Origin of the sequence: Flavobacterium limnophilum, from assembly GCF_027111315.2 — a bacterium.
GTDB lineage: Bacteria > Bacteroidota > Bacteroidia > Flavobacteriales > Flavobacteriaceae > Flavobacterium > Flavobacterium limnophilum.
The window spans coordinates 1,549,518-1,572,801 of the sequence record NZ_CP114289.2 but is presented as its reverse complement, the minus strand read 5'-3'; the positions used below and the strand labels follow the sequence as shown (position 1 = coordinate 1,572,801).

Sequence of the window (23,284 nt, the reverse complement as noted above, 5' to 3'; positions counted from 1 at the left end):
GCTACTACCTACTTTTATGAATTTTGAAGAAGACGATAAATCATTCCATATTTTTTTTAAGATTTGCCAATTGAAGTAATACAAAGCCACCAATAAAAAAGATGGACATAAAGAGCATGCTGTTTCGCATACTTCCGGTTAACTGGTCAATTAATCCGTAAGACAAGGATCCAATAACTATGGCCAGTTTTTCGGTAATATCATAAAAGCTAAAAAAGGATGCAGTGTCTTTGGTTTCCGTTGGAATTAATTTTGAATAAGTTGATCTTGAAATTGATTGTATTCCGCCCATTACAAATCCTAAAAAGGCTGCAAGCGCATAAAAAGTAATCTTGTCTTTTAGAAAATATCCAGCGATACAAACGAAAATCCATATAATTAAGGTCGTGCTGATGGCAAATCCATTGCCTTTTAATTTAGAGAGAAAAGCAAAGAAGTAAGCACCTCCAATAGCAATTATTTGTATAATTAGTACCACTATTATCATTTCGTCGGCACCCAATCCAATTTCTTTGTCAGCAAATAATGGGGCTAGCAACATAACCGTTTGCACGCCCATGCTATAAAGGAAAAAGGAGGTCAGAAATCGGCTCATGGCCAATTTTGATTTCACTGTTTTAAATACTTTTTTCAACTCTTTTATGCCATGGCCTAAAATATCCCAGGTTATTTTTTTACGTTTCCCTCGATCTTTTAAATAGGAGAACGAAATTTGGGAAAATCCAATCCACCAAATCCCAACCAAAATGAACCCGAATCGAGTGGCTGAGCCGCCATTTTCAAAACCAAATAATTCCGGTTTTTGGAATAATAACAAGTTGACAACAAGTAAAACAACGCTTCCTATATATCCCATGGAAAACCCCTTTGCACTTACTTTATCCATAAATTCATTGGAAGCTACTTCGGGTAAAAAACCGTTATAAAAAACCAAGGAACCTGCATAACCAATACTGGCCAAAATGGAACAGGCAATGCCATATTCCACGTTTTCTCCCGTAAAAAAATAGAGTCCAATACAGGATAAAGAGCCCAGATAAGTAAAAAATTGCATGAATTGTTTTTTCAATCCTCCGTAATCTGCTATTCCCGACAATATGGGAGATATAAATACAATTATTAAAAATGAAAATGATATAGCAAAGGAGTAGAGCACCGAATTTTTAATCGATATGTTAAAAAATCGAACCATTTCACCACCATAAACTGCTTGGGTTGTGGTTAAATAATAAATGGGAAATATGGCGGTAGTCACTATAAGATTGTAAACTGAATTTGCCCAATCAAATGAAGACCAGGCATTTATTAGTTTTTTATTGTTTTTTTCTAGCATTGGTTTTAACTTGATTAAAATAGATGTCGTTAAAAGTAGTTGAAATATTGCAAGTTTAGAATTTAAATCAATTAAATAGGAGTATTTTAAATTCTAAACTTTGGTTTATTACTCTTCGAGAGTTAATTTATTATTTTCAATATAACTTTTGTCGCGTGTATTTTTTTGGACAGCAATAGAAGCATATAGGCTTAAAAGGTAAGACATTCCATAAAAACCTTTTTCACTTAATAATAGGTCGGCATTCCATAATCCGATGATTAAAAGCAAAATAGCGCTCAAGGCTGAAAACCAGCTAATGCCATAATACAAATCGGTTACTTCTAATCCTTCCAATCGATCTCTTACGCTTTTTTGAACCGATATGGCCGAAAATAAACCAAATAGTAAAATGGTAAAGTAATAGCCTCTCTCGTTTAATTGCATGTCCGAATTCCATAATCCTACACAATAGGATATCACTCCTGTAAAAAGGGTAATCCATGAAGCGCCTATAAATGCTGGAGTAGGTTTTTGATCAAATACTTGAATTGACTTCTTTTTCGATGTTTTTGATAGTGTCTGTTTTTCTTGAGTAGTGTAAGAATTTAAATTGTCTTCCATGATGTTAAAATTTAGTGGGTTAATTGTTTATTTCTATGGGTCAAAATTGTAACAATAAACCGAACTTGAGAAATCATTATTTCAATACTACTTACGATATAAATTTAAAATACGGTATGAATATCTATTAAAATAGCTATATTTGATACAAATAACTTACGATATAAATGAGCACTCTACACGCCATTATCGCCAGCTTATCTGCTGAAGACAAGAAAGCGTTTGTGCGGAACTTAAAGGAACGAAACAAAAGATTCGATACCAAGAATGTGGAATTGTTTCGGCTTTTGGATTCTGCAAACTTGCCGTCGAATATTGACGTGATTTTATATGGAACGCCTTCAAAAGGAGCTTATCACGCGCTGACTAAGCGATTATATGATGTTTTGATTGATTTTATTGCCATCAAAGGTTTTGAAAAGGAATCTTCTGAAGAAATGAATGCCTTAAAATTGTTATTGGCAAGCAGAATATTTTTCGAGCAAAAACAACCTATCATCGCATTTAAAACCTTGGCAAAAGCAGAACTAATTGCCAGTAAACATTCCTTGTTTACTATCTTGAACGAAATCTACCAAACACTGCTCTTGCATGCACATCTCAATTCGGCTCTTGATTTACAAACTTTAATAGATCGCTATCAAGCCAATAAATTGAATATGGAGCAGGAGGAAAATTTGAATCTGTTTTATGCCACGATACAAGCGGAGTTAAACCAGTCTAATCCCAGTATTTCGGATATTATTCATAGAAACTTGGATAAATTTAATATTTCGATCACCAAAAATTTAAGTTACCAATCGCTTTTCAAGATTTTACAAATTACCAATCAAGTCGCTTACATAACAAGGGATTACCACGCTATTTTACCTTTTATTGAAGATGCTTGTCAAAAAATTGAAGCTACAGAACGAACGAAAGACAAATATTTGCACGATCATTTACAGATTTTGTATTATTTGGCCAATACTTATTTCCGGATTAAAAACTTCGAACTTTCGGCCAGTTATCTTGATGCCATGTGGTTGAATATGAGTTTGGAAAACAACAAATACAGCGCTGTTTTTGAACCGCAACATGAATTATTAAAAAGTTTATTGCTTATTTATACAGGCAATAATGACGAAGCAGTTGCCCATATAACCAAGTTTAACTTTGAAAAGTTTAAAAATAAATCTGATTATGCGCTGGATTTAAAACTGACATGGATTGTCACCCTATTTTTTCAAAATAAATACAAAGAGGCTTTTAAAACCCTTCAAGAATTTAATCATAGTGACCAGTGGTATATTGATAAAACGGGATATATATGGGTAATTCAAAAAAACCTGATTGAAATATTGCTGCTCATCGAATTGGATTATGTCGATTTGGTGGAGTCGCGGTTAAGCAGTTTTAAGAGGAAATACAACGCCCATCTGCAAGAGCATAATGAACATGCAGTTTTAGTTTTTTTTAAACTAATCACCATTTTTCACTATAAATTGGAGGATATTTATTCGGAAACTTTCAGAATAAAAGTGGGTAATTTATTGAGTGCAAGCAGCAAAGACACCGATGTTTTTACTCTTAGTTTTTATGCCTGGATCAAAGCCAAAATAGACAAGGCTAATGTTTATACAACTTGCCTCGATTGTATAGGGGAGCTATCCCAACTGTCCGGTGGAACTAAAATAACCAAATAAAATCGTTAACTTATTTTACAAAAAAAATCCGCTTTGCTTTCACAAAACGGATTTTGACATGGTTTTAAAACTAAATAAAGTTTGCAAATTGAAAACTTTCGGCTAAATTTGTCCGATGAAAGTCCTTGTAAAGAAAACCATTTTGTTTTACACCGAAAAATATCCAATTGCCAAAACGCAATTGTTGATTTGGTACAATGAATTTTCAAAATGGGATTTTCACAATTTCAATGAACTCAAACGAGTGTATGGAAATGCAAGTATCGTGAACAACGAAAGAGTTGTTTTCAATATCAAAGGGAATGATTTTCGATTAGTGGTTTCCGTTAATTTTTTGCAAACCGCCTGTTACGTGATTTGGTTTGGAACGCACAAAGAATACGATAAAATTAATGTGGAAAAGGTTGCTTTTGATACCGTAATTTTAGACTATAAAAAAGAATAACCATGAACTGGAAAGTATTAAAAACCGAAGAAGATTACAATAAAGCTTCCCTGCGATTGATGGAAATATTCCATGCTGCGCCCAACTCGCCCGAAAGTGATGAACTGGATTTATTGCTGGTTTTGGTAAAAGATTATGATGACAAACACTATCAACTGCCTGAATTGGATGCTTTGGAAGTAATCAAATACAAAATGGAGGAAATGGGTTTGAAAGCCAAAGATTTGGAACCCCTAATTGGGAGCAAAGGACACGTTTCGGCCATTCTTTCCGGCAAGCGTGAAATCACCTTGGGTAGTATCCTATAAAGTGTGTAAGTAAAAAAAGTATTAGGGTTTGTGCAAACCCTAATACTTTTTTTACTTAATTTTAATATTTTACACATTTTATGAAAAAGGAAGATTTATTATCCGATGAATTTTTGAAGCAATTCAAAACAGGCGAAGACCTTTATGGCTTCTTAGCCCAACTACAAAAGCGAGGAATAGAGAAAATGCTCGAAGGCGAATTAGACGCCCATTTAGGCTATGATAAGCACGAGAAAACTACAAAATCCAATGCTCGTAATGGTTTTTCTAACAAGAAAATAAAAACCTCATTTGGCGAATCTCAGATTCAAGTTCCCAGAGATCGAGAAGCCTCATTTAACCCTTTAATTGTGCCCAAAAGGCAAAATATGCTCGATGGTTTAGAGAACGTAATAATCTCTCTCTATGCCAAAGGAATGAGCAATAGCGACATCGAAGAACAAATAAGAGAAGTTTATAATTTTGAGGTTTCCACTAGTACTATTTCTAGGATAACCGACACGGTTTCGAGTGATATTATTGCTTGGCAAAACCGACCTTTAGAGGCTGTTTATCTGATAGTCTGGATGGACGGAATTGTTTTTAAAGTTAGAGAAAACTCAAAAATAGTCAATAAAACCATCTATTTAGCCGTTGGACTTAATAGAGAAGGTAAAAAAGAAGTCCTTGGAATGTGGCTAGGAAAGAATGAAAGTGCTAGTTTCTGGCTTGGCGTTTTAACAGATTTAAAAGCTAGAGGAGTTGAAGATATACTAATTACTGCTACTGACAATCTAAATGGTTTTACGCAAACTATCAAAAATGTATTCCCAGAATCACAAACCCAAATCTGTGTAGTACATCAAATTAGAAACTCAGCTCGTTATGTGGTTTGGAAAGATAAAAAGGAATTTTCGGCAGATATGAAGCTTATTTACAATGCTCCAACTAAAGAAGCTGCTAAAGCATCTCTGGGAGATTTTTCTAAAAAATGGAATAATAAATATCCTTATGCGATTAAATCCTGGGAAGAAAATTGGGAGGAACTTACCGTATTCTTTGACTTTCCAGTAGAAATCAGAAAGATAATTTACACCACAAATTTAATCGAAAACCTCAATGGTAAAATCAGAAAATACACTAAAAACAAATTATCATTCCCAACGGATGAAGCTGTTTTAAAATCTGTATATTTGGCTTTGAGAGAGGCAACCAAAAAATGGTCGATGCCAATCCAAAACTGGGGATTAATCCTCAACCAGTTCTTAACTATATTTGAAAAAAGGGTTCAACTTTAATTAAAAAATCAAACCCCTATATTTTTAAACTTACACACTTTTTGGGATAGTGTCTCACCTTGAAAATGGCGCAAAAACTAAAGAAGTTTTTCTGCATTCCAGCAGAAGTTTTTCTGCATAGTGTTTAATTGGATATGAAATACTTTGCTTTAACAGACGTTTTTTTATTCTAATATCAAGTTGTTTTCTTTTAGAAAATCTTTCAACTCTTTTTCCCAAATAGGAAATTTTTTAAATTCTTCTTTTCTGGTTTTTAAAACCTCAAAACCTTTATTAAAAGTTTCTTTATCTTTTAATAATTTAATTGCTTCCATTATTGATATCAAACCATAAGCGCTTTTATTTATTTTAAGTTTTTCAATGAATGAATTTTTAACAATCAATAAACTTTTACTGTCGTTTAATTCTTCGACAAAATTTGGTAAATCTAAATCTTCAATTTCTATTATATTATTTTCTAAAGCTTTTAAATATTCCTCGTAAGATAATTTTTTTAACTCCTTTAAAATATGGATTAATTTTGCTTCTTTGTTCCAAGTCAAACCACTTTCCATATTTTCTTCGAAATCACTATCGTCGTAAATGTTTTTATGAATAATTTCTGCTTTTCCTTTTAGCATTAAACCATCAAATAGGAATTTTTTTGTTTCTATTTTTGAATGTCTTTTTTTATAATTATCCAAGATATTATATGAGATTATTTTATTTGTCAACCACAATTTTTCTAATGCTGGATAAAACAATTCACATTTATTCATTTCAATTTGATTGTAAATTGTACTTAAACAAATATTTCCACAATCATCATTCTTTAAATTTTCAATTTTGAGTTGAATAGTTTTTTCAACTGTTTTTACCGTTTCTGGAGTACAAGATTTAGCCAAAGCAAACATATATTGAAAATCATCAAACTTAATGTTTTTTTCTAATATCTCTCTAAATTGTTCGTTTGGAAATTCTTCAATTGCAGGCAGAGCATCTATTCCAAAGCTTTTTATTAATTCAACATCACTTTCTTTTTTATATTTGGCAATAGTAACTAATAGGGAGGAAGACCTATTGTCTACTACAATTTTTCTTATTGGTTCATAAAACTCTTCTTTTTTTGGAATCCAATGATTTATACTTTCCAGTAATTTTATGTTTATAGGATTTTTATTTAAGATTGTATGAACTAATATTTCTTTGTTTGAAATTATTTCATCTTTTGAATAATTTGGATTGAAAGTTAGACGTTGAAACATAAAGTTTGGTAAACTTGCCCTACTTGATAAACATCCCGTGGAGTAAACTAATGAGTCTTTTGAATCAATCAAATTTTCATAAACATCAAATACTTTTTTACTTTTTCTATTTATTACGTTTCAATTGAAATTCCTTTCGTGAAAGTGTTTTTACCATTTAATGATAAATAAACCAATTCTTCTTCAGTTGCTTTTTTGTTTAACAATTTTGAAATAGAATCATTTTTCCAATCCATTGCATTGAAAGTTTTATAATCCTCAAAAGGTTTAATAAAAATCTCTAATTCTTTCGAGATTTGTGAATTGCAATTAATAAAATTAAAAAGTAATATGCTTAAAATTAGTCTTTTCATAATTTAGGTTTGAACTGTCTGCTAACTCGTTTTAAATGTTTTTAATATAATCACGTAAAGCTCTCCAATTTTGGCCAGAATGTAGTGATAAACATTATGTGTTATTTCATTTCAAATATACAGAATCAAGATTATAAATCATCCTAATAAATATTTTATTTCCTACAAATTTACCATACAAAACCGCATAAAAAATCCGCTTTGCTTTCACAAAACGGATTTGATATTTATTTCAAGTCTGCAAACTGCGACTGAACGCTAATTTTACAAGTGAATTACTTCACCATAAGCATCAGCAACGGCTTCCATAACGGCTTCGCTCATTGTTGGGTGCGGGTGAATTGATTTCAGGATTTCGTGACCTGTAGTTTCCAGTTTACGAGCAACCACTGCCTCAGCAATCATATCCGTAACACCAGCGCCAATCATGTGGCAACCCAACCATTCGCCGTATTTGGCATCAAAAATTACTTTCACGAAACCATCAGAATTTCCAGAAGCTTGTGCTTTTCCGGATGCCGAGAACGGGAATTTACCCACTTTGATTTCGTAACCTAATTCTAGAGCTTTCTTTTCAGTCAAACCTACAGAAGCGATTTCGGGTGTTGCATAAGTACAACCTGGAACGTTTCCGTAATCGATTGGATCTACGTGAAGACCGGCAATTTTTTCCACACAGTTGATTCCTTCGGCAGAAGCCACGTGTGCCAAAGCCTGACCCGGAGTAACGTCACCAATGGCGTAATATCCAGGAATATTGGTTTGGTTGTAAGCGTTAACCAAGATTTTATCACGGTCAACAGCAATACCCACTTCTTCCAATCCGATGTTTTCGATGTTGGTTTTGATTCCAACAGCAGACAACAAGATGTCGGCTTCCAAAACTTCTTCTCCTTTGGCCGTTTTTACATAAGCTTTTACTCCTGCACCAGAAGTATCGATTCTTTCTACAGATGAATTTAGCATTACCTTAATTCCAGCTTTTTTCAACGATTTTTCAAATTGTTTTGAGATATCTTCGTCTTCAACAGGCACTACGTTTGGCATGAATTCTACGATGGTAACATCTGTTCCCATAGAGTTGTAGAAATGTGCAAATTCTACTCCGATCGCTCCAGAACCAACCACAATCATCTTTTTAGGTTGGGTAGGCAAGGACATTGCTTGTCTGTAACCAATTACTTTAACACCATCTTGTGGCAAGTTTGGCAACTCACGAGAACGAGCACCGGTAGCAATGATAATATGGTCTGCAGAAAATTCAGTAACTTTTCCGTCTTTATCGGTAACGTCAATTTTTTTACCCGGTTTCACTTTTCCAAAACCATTGATAACGTCAATTTTATTTTTTTTCATCAAGAAAGTAACCCCTTTACTCATTCCTGAAGCCACATTACGGCTACGTTGAATAACGGCCGGGAAATCTTTGTCAAATGAGGAAACAGTCAATCCGTAATCGGAAGCGTGTTTAAGGTAATCAAAAACCTGTGCTGATTTCAACAATGCTTTCGTAGGGATACAACCCCAATTCAAACAAATTCCACCAAGGTTTTCTTTTTCGATTACGGCAACTTTAAAGCCTAATTGTGAAGCTCTAATGGCAGTTACATATCCGCCTGGGCCACTTCCTAAAACTATAATATCGTATTTCATTTCAGCGTTTTTTTTAATTGTTTTTTTATTGTTAAATGGCAGTTGCAAGTGCTCGTGCTAGTAATTATTTTCTCAAATTTTTTTCGGAAGCAAAATTAAGGTTTTATTTTAAAAAAAATAAACGTTTAATAAGTTTATTAGTTTGTAAAAAATCACAAATTTTTTTATTTCATTTTTAAATAGGCTTCAATGTAATTATTTGTTGAAAAATATTCATTTTTTAGTTTTTTTAGGTAATTTACTATTTCAATATGTTCCGGATAATTAGGATTCAAACAATCTCTAATTTCGGGGTCTGTTACTGTAAGAATTAAATACCAAGAGCCGTTTCTAGAAGTATAAAGATTTTCTAAAAGGGGATCATTCCCTTTTGACTCTACAGCAACGTCTATTGCGATTGGAATGAGATTTAATGTTTTTGTGGTTCTCTCTCGTTCAAAAAAAGATAAATAATACCTTTTGTTATTAATACTAATTGGGACATTTGAGTCCACGAATGTATGTTTTAAATTATACTTAGCATTTATAAAATTGTAAAATTCATTGGCATTCTTGGTGTCTTCAAAAATAAATCCATTAAAATTCGGAAGGTCTTTTTTAAATTTTTTTGCATTACCTATTTTTTCTCCTTCAATATTTGGAGCAATTTTTAATGGAATGCAAGAATGAGCGAAAAGAATTAGAAAGCAAATACTAATTTTTTTTATCAATTTGTCGGGTTGTCTTACTATTTGCATCATACAATTTGAAAATTTACTATCTAATTGGCTATCGAAAACTGTGAGTCGTACAAGTTTTTATAATAGCCTCCATCCTTCGAAATTAGCTCTTGGTGGGTTCCTTGTTCCACGATCAATCCTTTGTCCATCACCACAATTTTGTTGGCATTGACGATGGTGGCCAATCGGTGTGCAATCACGATGGAAGTTCTTCCTTTAGTAATAGTTTCGGTAGCTTTTTGAATCAATTCTTCCGAATACGTATCGATGGAAGAAGTGGCTTCGTCCAGAATCAAAATACTCGGATTGCTCACGTAAGCACGCAGAAAAGCAATCAATTGGCGTTGTCCCGAAGACAGCATTACGCCGCGTTCCTTCACGTCAAAATCATAATTGTCGGGCAAACTCATGATGAATTTGTGGACGCCAATTTTCTTGGCGGCAGCCAAAACCTGTTCCCGGGAAATATCGGGATTGTTCAGCGTGATGTTGTTGAATATGGTGTCGGCAAAAAGGAAAACGTCCTGCAAGACCACCGCAATTTGCTTTCTAAGCGAACTCAAGGTGTAGTTTTCGATGTCGTGTTCGTCAATATAAATTTTCCCGCTGTTGATTTCGTAAAAACGGTTCAGCAAATTGATGATGGTCGATTTTCCGGCACCCGTAGATCCCACAATGGCAATGGTTTCGCCAGCTTTTACATCTAAATCTATTCCTTTTATCACTTCTTCGTTGGCAATATAGCCAAAATGAACGTCCTTGAATTGAATGTCTCCTTTAAAAATTGGGGCTTCAACCGTTCCCGTATCCTGAATTTGGTCTTGGGTGTCGAGAATGTCAAAAACACGATTGGCAGCAATCATTCCCAGTTGCATCTCGTTGAATTTATCCGCAATTTGACGTAGCGGATTGAACAACATTCCGATGAACATGGTATAGGAAAACAAATCTCCCAGTGTCGTGAAATTATCACCATTCAATATTTTGAATCCACCGTATAATACAATGAAACCAAGGGTCAAGGACGAAATAATGTCGGCAATGGGGAAGAAGATGGAGTTGTACAAGATGGTTTTTATCCAAGCCTTGTTGTGCTTGTCGTTGATGGACTTGAATTTTTCGAATTCAATGTCTTCGCGATTGAACAGTTGCACAATTTTCATTCCAGTAACCCGTTCCTGCACGAAGGAATTCATGTTGGCAATTTGGGTACGCACTTCTTCAAAAGCGATTTGCATTTTCTTTTGGAATATTCGAGTAAAATAAACCAATATCGGCATGGCCACAATCACGATCCAGGTGAGTTTCCAGTTCATATAGAACATAAAAAGCAGCACCACGACCATTTTCATCATGTCACTGATAATCATGAACAAACCTTGGCTAAAAATGCGGGCAATGGCCTCAATGTCGGAAACGGAGCGCGTCACGAGTTGTCCCACGGGCACATTGTCAAAATACCTCATTTTGAAACTCAAGATGTGTCGAAACATTTTGGTTCTAATGTCTTTTACGATGTCCTGCCCGAGCCAGTTAGCCCAATACACGAAGAAAAACTGGGAGAATACCTCCAATAGAAGCACAAACCCCATCAGGCTAACATAAAGTAAAAGCCCGAATTTATCTTGTGTCTTGATGTAACCGTCCACGGTTTCCTTCAATAAATAAGGTCGCAATGCCGCAAAAATCGACAACGAAATGGCAAAAACCACCACGAAATTGAATCTCGATTGGTAAGGCTTGGTGTATTTTAATATTCTCTTGAATAATCTAGTATCGAATGCTTTTGCTTTCATTTAAAAAGTTTAGATTTAGATTTCTGATTTTAGATTTACTTTTAAAATCTAATTTCTATTGTCTATTTATTTTAGGTAATCGTATTCAATTTTGGTCAAATACAATCCTTGGGCCGGAACCGAAAAACCGGCTTTCTCCCGATTCTTGCTTTTAATGATTTCGTTGAAATTGTCTAGCGTAATCTTATGCAAGCCAACGTTTACCAATGTTCCGACAATGGCGCGAACCATGTTGCGCAGGAAACGATTGGCCGAAATAGTGAATACAATTTGGTTGTTTTCTTGCTTCCAATAAGCTTCAAATATAGTGCAATCGAAGGTGTTAACATCAGTATTTACCTTGGAAAAACATTGAAAATCAATATGGTCAAACAACAATTTTGAGGCTTCATTCATCAAATCCAAATCCAATTCTTGGTGGAAATACCAGCTTCCGTCCTGCAAAAAAGCATCCTTGAAGCTGTTGACGTGGTATTCGTAGGTTCTTTTCTTGGCATCAAAACGGGCGTGGGCTTCGTCGTGAACAGGAATAATGTCATAGACCACAATGTCTTTGGGCAAATAAGAATTGAGTTTGTGTATGCTGCTTTTTATGTCAAAAGGTTTTTCAAAATCAAAATGGGCGTACATTTCCTTGGCGTGTACTCCAGTATCAGTTCGTCCTGCGCCCATAAGATTGATGTCGGTATTCAAGATTACCGAAACCGCCTTGTTCAGGGTTTCCTGCACGGACGAAGCATTGGGCTGGTATTGCCATCCGTGATAATTGGTTCCGTTATAAGCCAGTTTTATAAAATACCTCAAGTTTAGATTTCAGATTTCAGATTTCAGATTTCAGATTTCAGATTCTGAAAGAAACCAGATTACACATTTGAATGGCAAATTTACAAAGAATGTTTGTTGTATAGGACTAGATATGTTTTAAAGTTTCCATAAATTATATCCGAAAATCTAAATTCGAAAAGTGTTAATCTTTCGTCTTAAATAATAACTTTGCTGTTGTTAAAAAATAGCGGAATGAGATTGCTTCGTTCCTCGCAATGACCCTATGAAAAAAATCCTCCTCCTGTCCGACACCCACAGTCATATTGACGACACGATTTTGAAGTATGTGGCACAAGCTGACGAAGTTTGGCACGCTGGTGATATTGGTGATTTGGTGGTGACCGATACCATAAAAAAAATGAAACCTTTACGAGCTGTTTACGGCAACATCGACGACGACAAAGCCAGAATGGAATTCCCTTTGCACAATCGGTTTATGTGTGAAGGCGTCGATGTCTGGATTACCCATATTGGCGGTTATCCCGGGAAATACAATCCAAATATTAAAGCAGAAATGACTGCAAACCCGCCAAAATTGTTTATTTGCGGGCATTCGCATATCCTCAAAGTGATGTTCGACAAGAAGCACAATCTCCTGCACATGAATCCTGGAGCTGCCGGAAAAAGTGGTTTTCATCAAGTGAGAACGATGCTGCGTTTCGTGATTGACGGCGACAAAATAAAAGATTTGGAAATAATTGAAATAGGGAAGAAATAGTTTTAGTCATCGGCAAATCTAGCTATTCTTCAGACCTGACAGGTTTTGAAAACCTGTCAGGTATAATCAGTTAAAATTAAGACCACAAAAAAACCCGAACTTTCATTCGGGTTTCCTTCGCACATAAACTAAGATTATAGGATTATCTCAATCGGTCCACAGATTTTACAAGATCTTCATCCTTTTTGATGGCCTTATTAGCTAACACTAATAATACGATAGCAACAATTGGCAGAAACATCCCAATACCTTTCTCAGAAACCGCTATGGTTTCTCCAGATACATTTAGTGAACGATAAACAAACAAGCCTAATAAAATTAAATTTAATATTATGTTCAATCTGCCGATAACAAATTGATTTTGTCTTTTTTTATATGATACAATACTCAACAAACTAAGCGTAGTGCTTAGACCTAAAATCACCACATACGCTTGATTTTGCATAAAGTAGTAGTCTTTGCCATCTGCCATTTCCCATAATGGAATTAAAAATGGTAAAACGCCAGTTACCACAAAGGCAAGAAGTAAATAAATGGTTTGAATTCTTTGTAACATTGTTTTGTTTTGTTTGACAAAAATATATTTTTCTTTTTAATAAATACTATTGTAAGCTAAAAATTATTTCGTATTATTGCATAACAATTCCGTAAGTACTTCATTCTGCGGTGAATTCAAAATCAAAAATTTACTACTCACTTTTATAGTAATCCCCAAATATTTAAACTCATAGAACATTTATGTTTGACATTTCTGTATTAAAAGAAATGAAGCTTTCTGAGCTTCAAGAAATAGCTAAAGCAGCTAAAACAATAAAATTTAACGGAGTAAAAAAAGAGGTTTTAATTAACCAAATTTTAGAACTTCAATCGGCCAATTCAGAGGCAGCTCCAGAGTCTAAAGCCGAAGCTAAACCGGAAGACGAAAAACCAAAAAGAGCCCGAATTGTTGCTCCCAAAAAAGTAGCTATCCAGAAAACTCCAAACGCTTCCCTTTTTACAGAAGATGAAACTCCAGTTGAAACAGCAGCAGTTGGAGAAACAGTCGTTACTGAAGAAAAAGCACCTGAAATAACTGAAAAAAAAGTTGGCAAGGTGATTAAGTTCAACAAATCAGCTTACGAAAAGAAGATGGCTTTGCAGAAGCAAAAAGAAGAAGCAAAATTAGCTTCTGATGGTAATGAACCAGCCAAAACTGTTGAAGAAACCACTGCTGAAGTCACTACTACCGAAAATACAGCTACCGAGAATACCGAAACTCCCGAAGTAAGTGTTCCTGCCAAGAAAATAAACCCCAACCAATTACACAAACAAAATCCCAACCAGAACCAAAATCCAAATCCAAATCCAAATCCGAATCAAAACGGCAATGGTAATGTGAACCCTAATTTCAAGAACAAGAAAAACAACTTTAGGGATTCTGATTTTGAATTTGACGGTATTATAGAAAGTGAAGGTGTTCTGGAAATGATGCCTGATGGTTATGGTTTCCTACGTTCTTCCGATTATAACTATTTGGCTTCGCCAGATGATATTTATTTATCGACTTCCCAAATTAGATTGTTCGGATTGAAAACCGGAGATACCGTAAAAGGAGTGGTGCGTCCTCCAAAAGAAGGCGAGAAATTCTTTCCCTTGGTTCGCGTTTTAAAAATCAACGGGCACGATCCGCAAGTAGTTCGAGATCGCGTTTCTTTCGAACATTTAACGCCTGTTTTCCCTTCTGAAAAATTCAAATTGGCCGAAAGACAAAGCACTATTTCTACCCGAATTATTGATTTGTTTTCTCCAATAGGGAAAGGACAACGTGGAATGATTGTGGCACAACCTAAAACGGGTAAAACGATGTTATTGAAAGACATTGCCAACGCAATCGCTGCCAATCATCCTGAAGTTTATTTGATTGTTTTATTGATTGATGAACGTCCAGAAGAGGTTACCGATATGCAACGTAGTGTTCGTGGTGAAGTAATTGCTTCGACTTTCGACAGAGAACCACAAGAGCACGTAAAAATTGCCAATATTGTTCTTGAAAAAGCAAAACGTTTGGTGGAATGTGGTCACGATGTCGTGATTTTATTGGATTCGATTACGCGTTTGGCGAGAGCCTATAACACAGTTCAACCTGCCTCTGGTAAGGTATTGAGTGGTGGTGTGGATGCGAATGCCTTGCAAAAACCAAAACGTTTCTTTGGAGCAGCCAGAAATGTGGAGAATGGTGGTTCATTAAGTATCATCGCCACAGCCTTGACTGAAACAGGTTCCAAAATGGATGAAGTTATTTTTGAAGAATTCAAAGGAACAGGAAACATGGAATTGCAATTGGACAGAAAAATTGCCAACAAACGTATATTCCCTGCCATTGATTTAACTTCTTCCAGCACGAGACGTGATGATTTGTTGCTAGACCCAAAAACATTGCAAAGAATGTGGATTATGCGTAAATATCTTTCGGACATGAACCCCGTGGAAGCTATGGATTTCATCAACGATCGTTTCAAGAAAACTAAAAACAATGAAGAGTTTCTGATTTCTATGAATGATTAAGAAGTATTAAGTATTTAGAATTAAGTATTAAGACACAATAGTAGAACAAAAAAATCCTCAATTGAGGATTTTTTTTTGTGAACTATGAATTCTAAAATCTATATTATTCGATTTCTTTCTGCACTCTTTTTTCTTTTTGTTCTGTACTTTCTTTACGTTCCAGCAAAGCCATGTAAAAACCATCAAAACCAGACTCGTGAGCCAATATTTTTTGGTCTTTTATGAAGTTGAATTGTTTTCCGATTTCGGTTTTTAAGAATTTCTCTACTTGTTCTTGATTTTCAGAAGGTAAAACGGAACAAGTCGCATAAACTAATTTTCCGCCTGGTTTCACAATTTTGGAATAGTTTTCTAAAACTTCGGCTTGTACTTTACGAATGTTGTCGATGAATTCGGGTTGCAATTTCCATTTGGCATCCGGGTTTCTTTTCAAAACTCCTAAACCGCTACAAGGTGCGTCAATCAGAACTCTATCCGCTTTTTCGTGTAGTTTCTTGATGACTTTGGTCGTGTCGATAATGCGGTATTCGATGTTGAAAGCACCGTCTCTTTTGGCTCTCAATTTTAATTGCTTTAATTTACTTTCGTATAAATCCATCGCAATCAATTGACCTTTGTTTTCCATCAAAGCGGCAATATGCAATGTTTTTCCACCAGCACCTGCGCACGTATCGACCACGCGCATTCCAGGTTTTACGTCAAGGAAAGCGGCAACCAATTGTGAATTGGCATCCTGAACTTCAAAAAAACCTTGTTTGAATGCATCGGTCAAGAAAACATTCGCTCTTTCTTTAAGAACTAAAGCATCAGGCTGATCTTTCAGGTATTCGGTTTCAATATTCAAGTCCATTAGGATGGCTCTTAATTGCTCCTTGGTTGTTTTTAAAGTATTGGTTCTTAGAATTACTTTAGCAGGTTGGTTTTGGGCTGCAATTTCTTTAGTCCACACTTTTTCGCCTAATTCTTTTACACCCAATTCATCCATCCAGTCCGGGATAGATTCTTTCAGGGTTCTAATTTTGAAAAGTTCGTCGAAACGTCCTTTTATTTTTCTTTCCGGTGTTCCTTCCAATTGACGCCAATCGGGGATAGGGTAGCCTCTCAAAACGGCCCAAACCGAGAACATTCTCCAAAGTTTGTCTCTGTCAAATGGTTCTTTTACTTCGGCAATTTCTGAGTATAATCTTTTCCAACGTACAATTTCGTAGATGGTTTCTGCAACAAATTTTCTATCGGAGCTTCCCCAACGTTTGTCTTTTTTCAAGGATCTTGCCACTACTTTATCGGCATATTCGCCTTCGTTGAAGATGGCATTCAAGGCGTCGATGGTGGTATAAACTAAATTTCTGTGTAATCTCATTTTAAATAATTGAAGTGCAAAGGTACTATTTTAGATTGAAGATTTCAGATTTTAGATTTCAGATTTGGTTGGATGGAAAGTTGTGCTGCAATTAATGACTTTCATCATTGAAATTGATTTTAGATTTTGTTGTATTGAAAGTGTTCTTATACAAAAAAAACACTGTTTTTGATGCAGTGTTTTTTGAATTTATAGTAAGGTAATGTCTACTTAATTCGGGTTAAACCAATGTTTTCCGGAGCATGCAGTACCATCGGGAATTTCTCGATTTTTACCGAACCACTATCTAAACCAAAGGCACTTTCTTCGGACAAACTCACTTTTTTGATGAAGAAATAGGAGTTCATGATTATTTTTTCGAAGAAAGTCAAATCACTGTCATTGGACAAGTATTTTTCGGACAAGACAAATTTGAAATCACCAATGATGTTGTTTTTGTTCAAAGATTCGTATCTGCTGGTTACGTCTACTTCTCCTTTTTTAACCATATCCTTGATTACTTCCTTGAACATCAAGCTTATTTTGGTTGGTTCCCTGAAACCTAGATTAAAATCTACCCTGAACAAGGTGTCATCGATAATTTCGGTTACTTTGTATTCCGTTTTATACGGTTCGTTTAAAATATTGACGTGAACAAACCAGTAAATATCGGCTCTCTTTGGTCTTTTTCGTAATATGGAATACATTACTTTTTCCTCGATTTCATCGGTTCTACCGGCATTGGTCATATAAATCAAATGGGTAGCATATTTTGGGATGGATAAATCGTCGCTTAATTCCAACAATACTTTTTTGTAATCTTCAATTTTGACAATTTGAGTGTAGCTTTTGTTGATTTTCTTGGCAAAATACCAAATGGTCATAATGGAAATCAGCAAGAAAGCTATAATCAAGGTAACATAACCTCCGTCGGCAAATTTGGTGATATTGGCTATGAAAAAACCGGATTCAATGGTTAAATAAATGGTTATTAACGGTACCATAAAGTACAGTTTCACCCTTTTCATTATCATGTAATAATTGAGTAATACGGTTGTCATTATCATGCATAAAATAATGGCTAATCCGTAAGCATGTTCCATATTGCTTGACTTTTCAAAGTGCAAAACCACTCCCACACATCCAAGAAACAACAACCAGTTAATTGACGGAATGTATAATTGTCCTTTCAATTCAGAAGGATATTTTATTTTTACTTTTGGCCAAAAATTTAATCGCATAGCTTCATTTATCAACGTAAACGAGCCACTAATCAATGCTTGCGAAGCAATTACTGCAGCCAAGGTTGCCACTATAATACCAATGGGCTGAAACCAATCGGCCATTATTAAGTAGAATGGATTTCCATTTTCTCCCCCTAAACCCGCCAAGGTTTGTCCTTCATGATGAATTAAATAGGCTGCTTGTCCAAAGTAGTTTAAAACCAAGGTAGTTTTTACAAAAATCCAGCTAATCCTGATGTTTTTTCGTCCACAATGTCCCATATCTGAATATAAGGCTTCAGCTCCCGTGGTACAAAGGAAAACAAATCCCAAAACATAGAAACCTTCAGGGTGTATCTTCAATAAATTGTAAGCATAATAGGGGTTAAAGGCTTTCAATACTTCAGGATGTTGTGCTATTTGCAACACACCCAAAATGCCGAGCATACCAAACCAAAGCAGCATCATAGGTGCAAAAAAACGACCTACCAATTTGGAGCCAAATTGCTGGATGGTGAACAAAACAAACAAAATGCCAATAACGATTGGAACCGTATTTATTGTTGGATAAAATGTCTTGATTCCTTCAACGGCCGAGGATACCGATATGGGGGGCGTGATGATGCCATCGGCAAGCAAGGCGCTACCTCCAATGATGGCTGGAACAATCAACCATTTGATTTTTGTTTTTTTGACCAAGGCATATAACGCAAAAATTCCTCCCTCACCGTGGTTGTCCGCACTTAAAGTAATCAGTACATACTTGATGGTGGTTTGCAGTGTAAGTGTCCAAAACACGCAGGATATTCCTCCTAGGACAATATCTGCATTTATGATATGGGTGCCAATTATGGCTTTCATTACATAGAGAGGAGAGGTTCCAATATCACCGTAAATTATTCCCAATGAAACTAATAAACCTCCTAACGTTAACTTACTGTGTAAGTCCTTATGCGAAATACTCATACTTATATTTATATAAAAACTTGCCAAATTTACTCTTTTTAGAAATAGTATTGATTTTTATATAAAAAAAACTTAATAAAAAAAAACACGGTCAAAAGAACCGTGTTTTTAATACTGTTTTAAAGTTATCAAGATCTTCTGTTACCGCCTCTTGAGGAATTGTTGCCATCACCGGAAGCTGAATTTCTTGAAGAAGAATTACTACTGCTTGATTCTGTTCTTTGTGGAGCGGAAGCTCTTGGAGATTCTGTTCTGTTATGGGAATAATCTCTTTGAGGTTGTTGTGTTGTTGCTCTTGGAGATTCTGTTCTGTTTTGTGAGTAGTCTCTTTGGGGTTGTTGCGTTGTTACTCTTGGAGATTCTGTCCTGTTTTGGGAATAATTTCTTTGAGGTTCGGTTCTTTGTTGCGTTGTTACTCTTGGAGATTCTGTCCTGTTTTGGGAATAATTTCTTTGAGGTTCGGTTCTTTGTTGCGTTGTCACTCTTGGAGATTCTGTCCTGTTTTGGGAATAATTTCTTTGAGTTTCGGTTCTTTGTTGCGTTGCCACTCTTGGAGAATCAGTCCTGTTTTGGGAATAATTTCTTTGTGATTCCATTCTGTTTTGAGAATAACCAATATTTCTCGTGTTTCTTTTTTGGTCTAATTCATAACGATTGGATACATTCGAATTTCTTCTTTCAAAGGAATAATTAGGATGCTGTCTTTCGTATCCATTGGAACGTCTTGAATTGTATATGTTTACTGCATAAGTGCTTCTTCTATAGTTTACGTAATTGTAATTGTTGTAACCATAATAGGTGTTTAGACAGAAATTCACGTTATTTCGGTATCTAAAAACTGGATATGGATTCCATGCATAGTAATAGCTTGGATAATAATTCCAAGACCAAGAAGAATAATAAGGACGATAGCTTGACAACCAAAAGGAAGCATAAATAAGCGGAGTTGCATAATAAACAGGCTCATAAATATAATTTGGACCATACATATAAGTATTTCCGACTACTTGTACATGCACTTGGTTATAATTGTCTTTTTCTACTTCAATAGTGGCCACATCTTGATACAAATCGCGATCAAGAACAGATTGTATGATAACCACGTGAGTTCTATTTTCTACCGATTCGATAACTCGCAAGTAATCTACTTGGTTATCGTTATTTAAATCCAAGTTTGATATTTGTAGTTTAGGATCATTTAATTGTCTTTCAAAATCCTGAAGATTTTTTGAATCTCCAAAAAGGGAAGCCACGACCCTTAAATCCAGGTTATCGCTAATTTCAGAATTGGTTGCATTTACGATGGTTCTGTTTTGCCCTTGCATTTGTGTTGCAAATACCGAAGTCATAAGGGTCAATAGTAGTATTTGAGTTTTCATGATTAATGAGATTAAATTATTTGTTTTTTGATTATCCAATTACTGTGCCAATAAAATAGAGGTGGAATCAAAAAAAGATCAACTTGTTTTTAAATAACTTTAAAACAATGGTTTATGTTTTTTAATAATTGTATACCAAACGGTTTTAAATAAAAAAACCAAGAAACAGTTGAAACTGTTTCTTGGTTTTTTTTATTTTAAAAGAAGGGGGGATTATTTCTTAGGCCCTTTATTGCGATATTGCTGCAATAGTTTTCTATTAAAATTATCCTCGGCTTTTTTCAGTTTTATGATTTTTGTTGCCGGGAGTACTCCTTTTAGATTAGCAATGAATTTTTTTCTAAGTTGGCACAATTCATCCTCGTTGCTTTCCATTTGGGCGAGTAGGGCAGCAGCTTCTTTTTCACTCATTTTGTCCAAGGCTTCATCATCCATTCGGGCTTTGAACGCTTTCATTTTTTGATGTCTCAATTCAAACTGCTTGTCGTCAAAAGCATTGTATATGGGCCAAAATTTGGAAGCTTCTTCTGTTGTCAAGGACAATTCATTGGTAATGAAACCCACTTTCAAGGCTTTGATTTGTTCTTTCTTTTCGTTCTTTTCCTGCTGTGCAAACGAGGAAATCGAAAGTAAAAGGAGCAGTATCAGAAATGTTTTGTTTGTTCTCATTGGGTCTTAATTTAATAAATATTGTTCTAAATTGTTGTCTGCCGAAAGTTCGTTTTCTATGGTTTTGTCTTCAATATTCAAATCAATATTGATTTTTTGAATGTCATTTTCATCCAGAAGATTAACTAAATCTGTATCGGAAACAGTGGAATGGTAGCTGATGTAATTTTCCAATGTTGCTTCATCAATTTCTGATGATTGATTGTAAAAATTGTCGTAAACAACAGGAATTCTTAATGCCAATACCAAAATGGCCGCAGCGGCATAAATCCAAGTTTTTTTTCTGGCAAAAAGAGAAATTGTTTTTGGCTCTTCTTTTTGTAATTGTTCAGTCACTCTTGCCGAAAAAGTGTCAAAGTAATTTTCCGGGATTTTAAATCCGGGTTCAATTTTAGGTTCGTTATCTAGTTTAAATGTTTTCATCATATTCGTTAGACTCAATTATTGTCAAAAAGTTTAATTTGTTGTTACAAAGGCTTCTATTTTTTTTACGGCATGATGGTATGAAGCCTTTAAAGCTCCCACCGATGTACCCAGAATTTCCGAGATTTCTTCGTATTTCAATTCTTCGAAATATTTCATCTTGAAAACCAGTTGTTGTTTTTCTGGCAGTTGTATAATTGCTTTTTGCAATTTGATTTGTATTTCATTGCCGTCAAAATAAATGTCGGCTTTTAAATTATCGATGGCTTTGTTTTGTAATGTTTCTGAACTGACCCCGCCTAGCTTTGCTTTATGGTTTAAAAAAGTCAAAGCTTCATTGGTTGCAATACGGTACATCCATGAAAAAAGCTTGCTTTCACCTTTAAACTTATTCAAATTTTGAAATACCTTCACGAAAGTATTTTGCAAGACGTCATCTGTATCGTCATGATTCAAAAGAATATTCCGAACATGATTGTACAACGGCTTTTGATACTCCTTCAAGAGTTTTTGAAACGCTTGGTTTTGCGTTTTTGGGTTTAATAATTCTTGAATAAATTCCTGTTCTTCTTGCAAGGCTATTATTTATAAGTTTAGAATGGAATTTATCAAAAAGGTTTAATCAAAGTGAAAAAATATTAAAATTCAGAAGGAACTTCTTTTTGATTTGTAGGTTTCGGAACCACTTCCTCGGTTGTTGCCGGATCTAACACAGTCGGTTTTGCCTCCGCTTTTTGTTTGATTGGATAATAAATTTCGGTAATCCATTTTGATGGATTGTTGATTTCGTTTTTGCCAATCGTGTAGATTTCAAGTCTTGAAAATGCAGGATCCACGGTAAGATATTTTGAACGAAGATAATCCGCAGTTTTGTCCAATGCTTTTTGGGTGTGCGAATAATCGCCGGTTAAAGTCGTTTTTACGGCCTGGAATGTTGCAAGTGTTTTAGACGAAATATCGCTTCCTTCAATGATAAAAATAGGATCTTTTATAGGAATACAGATCGACAATCGGGTCAGTTCATTAACGGTGTCGTAGGTATGGTATATAATAAACGGCTTGCCACTGATGGTGATGTTGTTGTTTTTGCAGAAATTGGTAATCTTGGCAAAAACAATTCCGGCATTCTTGCCTACTTTTGAAAATTCGCTGGTAAAGGTCTGCGCCAGATAAAATGTCTCGGTCTTGTTTACCAAACCATCCACTTTTACCGAATAGGTATTGATTTCATAATCCAGTTTTTTGTCTAGATTAACCAAAGATTTTTCAAACATCAAACCAAATATTTTTCCGGCACCACCATTGAAAGAGGTCAATACTTTAAAGAGAAACCCCATTTGTCCTTTAGCTTTCCAGGATACTTTTGTTTTTCCAAGGGTGTCTTTAAAACTTAGGGAAACATCGGCAGTGTTGCCGTTGAAATTTATTTTTTGAATGATGCTTTCGTTTTCTTTTACGTTTATCGTTTGCAGGTCACCGTCACCTTCTTTTCCTTGCCAAGAAAAAAAACTGCCTTTGCCCGCGCTGATTTGTGATGGGGTAATTTTTATCAGAGAATCTTCGACTGCCAATGAATTCCATTCTTTCCAATTTTTGGCATCATTTACATAATTATATACCGACGATTTTGGTGAATTGATAATCTTGCTTCTTTCCACGGTAAATTCTCCTTTTTGAGTAGCAACAAAAATGGACAATGCTACTAAGCTAAGTAATAATAAAAGAAAAAGATACTTTAGAATTCTCATAATAAATCGGATTAATTTCAGTGGTAAAGTTAGA

General features: G+C 35.0%; 22 protein-coding genes. 6 read left to right on the top strand and 16 right to left on the bottom strand.

The genetic code is table 11. The features are described from left to right. Positions 1-40 precede the first annotated feature (40 nt). Positions 41-1,333 (bottom strand): MFS transporter, encoded by a 1,293-nt coding sequence (locus OZP13_RS06510; protein WP_281299070.1) that lies wholly within the window; start codon positions 1,331-1,333, stop codon positions 41-43. Between the two features lie 108 nt (positions 1,334-1,441). After that, a complete protein-coding gene (gene yiaA / locus OZP13_RS06505) occupies positions 1,442-1,936 on the bottom strand; it encodes an inner membrane protein YiaA (RefSeq protein ID WP_281299069.1) in 495 nt (164 codons plus the stop codon). Between the two features lie 167 nt (positions 1,937-2,103). Here yiaA and OZP13_RS06500 point away from each other — a divergent pair, with 167 nt between their 5' ends. The 4 genes from OZP13_RS06500 (at position 2,104) to OZP13_RS06485 (ending at position 5,651) form a co-directional block, all read left to right on the top strand. After that, positions 2,104-3,621, top strand: coding sequence for a hypothetical protein (locus OZP13_RS06500; RefSeq protein WP_281299068.1), 1,518 nt, complete (start codon positions 2,104-2,106; stop codon positions 3,619-3,621). Between the two features lie 115 nt (positions 3,622-3,736). Then, entirely contained in the window at positions 3,737-4,066 is a 330-nt protein-coding gene (locus OZP13_RS06495; RefSeq protein WP_269243048.1) for a type II toxin-antitoxin system HigB family toxin, read from the top strand. Between the two features lie 2 nt (positions 4,067-4,068). Next, a complete protein-coding gene (locus tag OZP13_RS06490) occupies positions 4,069-4,374 on the top strand; it encodes a helix-turn-helix domain-containing protein (protein WP_269243047.1) in 306 nt (101 codons plus the stop codon). Between the two features lie 80 nt (positions 4,375-4,454). Continuing rightward, positions 4,455-5,651, top strand: a complete 1,197-nt coding sequence (locus tag OZP13_RS06485; RefSeq protein WP_269239997.1) for an IS256 family transposase — start codon at positions 4,455-4,457, stop codon at positions 5,649-5,651. Between the two features lie 164 nt (positions 5,652-5,815). Here the strand turns inward: OZP13_RS06485 and OZP13_RS06480 are convergent, their stop codons facing one another. The 6 genes from OZP13_RS06480 to truA form a co-directional block, all read right to left on the bottom strand. Then, positions 5,816-6,895 (bottom strand): hypothetical protein, encoded by a 1,080-nt coding sequence (locus tag OZP13_RS06480; protein WP_281299067.1) that lies wholly within the window; start codon positions 6,893-6,895, stop codon positions 5,816-5,818. 113 nt (positions 6,896-7,008) lie between these two features. After that, positions 7,009-7,248, bottom strand: coding sequence for a hypothetical protein (locus tag OZP13_RS06475; protein ID WP_269243045.1), 240 nt, complete (start codon positions 7,246-7,248; stop codon positions 7,009-7,011). Between the two features lie 264 nt (positions 7,249-7,512). Then, the gene (gene lpdA, locus OZP13_RS06470; protein WP_281299066.1) at positions 7,513-8,901 is read right to left on the bottom strand and encodes a dihydrolipoyl dehydrogenase; all 1,389 of its coding nucleotides are present in this window, start codon (positions 8,899-8,901) and stop codon (positions 7,513-7,515) included. A 164-nt stretch (positions 8,902-9,065) separates the two neighbouring features. Next, the gene (locus tag OZP13_RS06465; RefSeq protein ID WP_281299065.1) at positions 9,066-9,641 is read right to left on the bottom strand and encodes a hypothetical protein; all 576 of its coding nucleotides are present in this window, start codon (positions 9,639-9,641) and stop codon (positions 9,066-9,068) included. Between the two features lie 20 nt (positions 9,642-9,661). Continuing rightward, on the bottom strand, positions 9,662-11,416 hold the full coding sequence (locus OZP13_RS06460) for an ABC transporter ATP-binding protein (protein ID WP_281299064.1): 1,755 nt from the start codon (positions 11,414-11,416) through the stop codon (positions 9,662-9,664). 66 nt (positions 11,417-11,482) lie between these two features. Then, positions 11,483-12,220, bottom strand: a complete 738-nt coding sequence (gene truA / locus OZP13_RS06455; protein WP_281299063.1) for a tRNA pseudouridine(38-40) synthase TruA — start codon at positions 12,218-12,220, stop codon at positions 11,483-11,485. A 244-nt stretch (positions 12,221-12,464) separates the two neighbouring features. Between truA and OZP13_RS06450 the strand changes: the two genes are divergently transcribed. Further along, positions 12,465-12,959 carry a metallophosphoesterase family protein gene (locus OZP13_RS06450; protein ID WP_281299062.1) on the top strand — a complete coding sequence of 165 codons (495 nt, stop codon included), beginning with the start codon at positions 12,465-12,467 and terminating at the stop codon, positions 12,957-12,959. A gap of 142 nt (positions 12,960-13,101) precedes the next feature. On the opposite strand, the gene OZP13_RS06445 is transcribed toward OZP13_RS06450, so the two are convergent. Beyond that, positions 13,102-13,515 carry a DUF4293 family protein gene (locus tag OZP13_RS06445; protein ID WP_269243042.1) on the bottom strand — a complete coding sequence of 138 codons (414 nt, stop codon included), beginning with the start codon at positions 13,513-13,515 and terminating at the stop codon, positions 13,102-13,104. 182 nt (positions 13,516-13,697) lie between these two features. Here OZP13_RS06445 and rho point away from each other — a divergent pair, with 182 nt between their 5' ends. Further along, positions 13,698-15,503, top strand: a complete 1,806-nt coding sequence (gene rho, locus OZP13_RS06440; RefSeq protein ID WP_281299061.1) for a transcription termination factor Rho — start codon at positions 13,698-13,700, stop codon at positions 15,501-15,503. Between the two features lie 103 nt (positions 15,504-15,606). Here the strand turns inward: rho and OZP13_RS06435 are convergent, their stop codons facing one another. The 7 genes from OZP13_RS06435 to OZP13_RS06405 form a co-directional block, all read right to left on the bottom strand. Continuing rightward, positions 15,607-16,863: an RsmB/NOP family class I SAM-dependent RNA methyltransferase gene (locus tag OZP13_RS06435; protein WP_281299060.1), complete on the bottom strand. Its 1,257-nt coding sequence runs from the start codon at positions 16,861-16,863 to the stop codon at positions 15,607-15,609. A 206-nt stretch (positions 16,864-17,069) separates the two neighbouring features. Next, positions 17,070-19,031: a KUP/HAK/KT family potassium transporter gene (locus OZP13_RS06430; RefSeq protein WP_269243041.1), complete on the bottom strand. Its 1,962-nt coding sequence runs from the start codon at positions 19,029-19,031 to the stop codon at positions 17,070-17,072. A 128-nt stretch (positions 19,032-19,159) separates the two neighbouring features. Next, positions 19,160-20,410, bottom strand: a complete 1,251-nt coding sequence (locus tag OZP13_RS06425) for a hypothetical protein (protein WP_269243619.1) — start codon at positions 20,408-20,410, stop codon at positions 19,160-19,162. Positions 20,411-20,623: 213 nt separating this feature from the next. After that, positions 20,624-21,079 carry a sensor of ECF-type sigma factor gene (locus OZP13_RS06420; RefSeq protein WP_281299059.1) on the bottom strand — a complete coding sequence of 152 codons (456 nt, stop codon included), beginning with the start codon at positions 21,077-21,079 and terminating at the stop codon, positions 20,624-20,626. A 6-nt stretch (positions 21,080-21,085) separates the two neighbouring features. Further along, positions 21,086-21,502 (bottom strand): hypothetical protein, encoded by a 417-nt coding sequence (locus tag OZP13_RS06415; protein ID WP_281299058.1) that lies wholly within the window; start codon positions 21,500-21,502, stop codon positions 21,086-21,088. Between the two features lie 33 nt (positions 21,503-21,535). After that, positions 21,536-22,078 (bottom strand): RNA polymerase sigma factor, encoded by a 543-nt coding sequence (locus tag OZP13_RS06410; protein ID WP_281299057.1) that lies wholly within the window; start codon positions 22,076-22,078, stop codon positions 21,536-21,538. A 62-nt stretch (positions 22,079-22,140) separates the two neighbouring features. Continuing rightward, on the bottom strand, positions 22,141-23,250 hold the full coding sequence (locus tag OZP13_RS06405) for an SRPBCC family protein (RefSeq protein WP_281299056.1): 1,110 nt from the start codon (positions 23,248-23,250) through the stop codon (positions 22,141-22,143). Positions 23,251-23,284 lie beyond the last annotated feature (34 nt).